This window comes from Sutterella massiliensis (assembly GCF_016899755.1).
Lineage (GTDB): Bacteria > Pseudomonadota > Gammaproteobacteria > Burkholderiales > Burkholderiaceae_F > Sutterella > Sutterella massiliensis.
Genome location: NZ_JACJJC010000461.1, coordinates 1 through 259 on the forward strand (window position 1 = coordinate 1; position 259 = coordinate 259).

Genomic DNA, 259 nt, shown 5'->3' on the forward strand with positions numbered 1-259 from the left:
GAGTTCGAACCCATTCGTCTCAACGGCAAGGCGATCAAGGTGTGGTTCGTTAAAACCATCCACTTTTCGCCTGGTTGACGCTGTATCGTCCGCCGCAGAAGGCTTTTGTTGATGGCCCACGGTAGACCATCACGCATTCCACTTTCATCGCCGAGAAAAGAGCTGCGAGAGAGACCGAAGGAGGGACTGACCAAGGAAATAAGGTCTACTTCGCGCAAGGCGAGCCTTTGTAGCTGGAACCAAGTTTCCACGTTGATGG

The 259-nt window shown here is 52.9% G+C and carries 1 protein-coding gene; it reads right to left on the reverse strand.

From position 1 onward, the window contains the following. Positions 1-259, reverse strand: a 259-nt coding sequence (locus H6A60_RS13310) for a hypothetical protein (RefSeq protein ID WP_205105341.1), incomplete at both ends; no start/stop codon positions are given.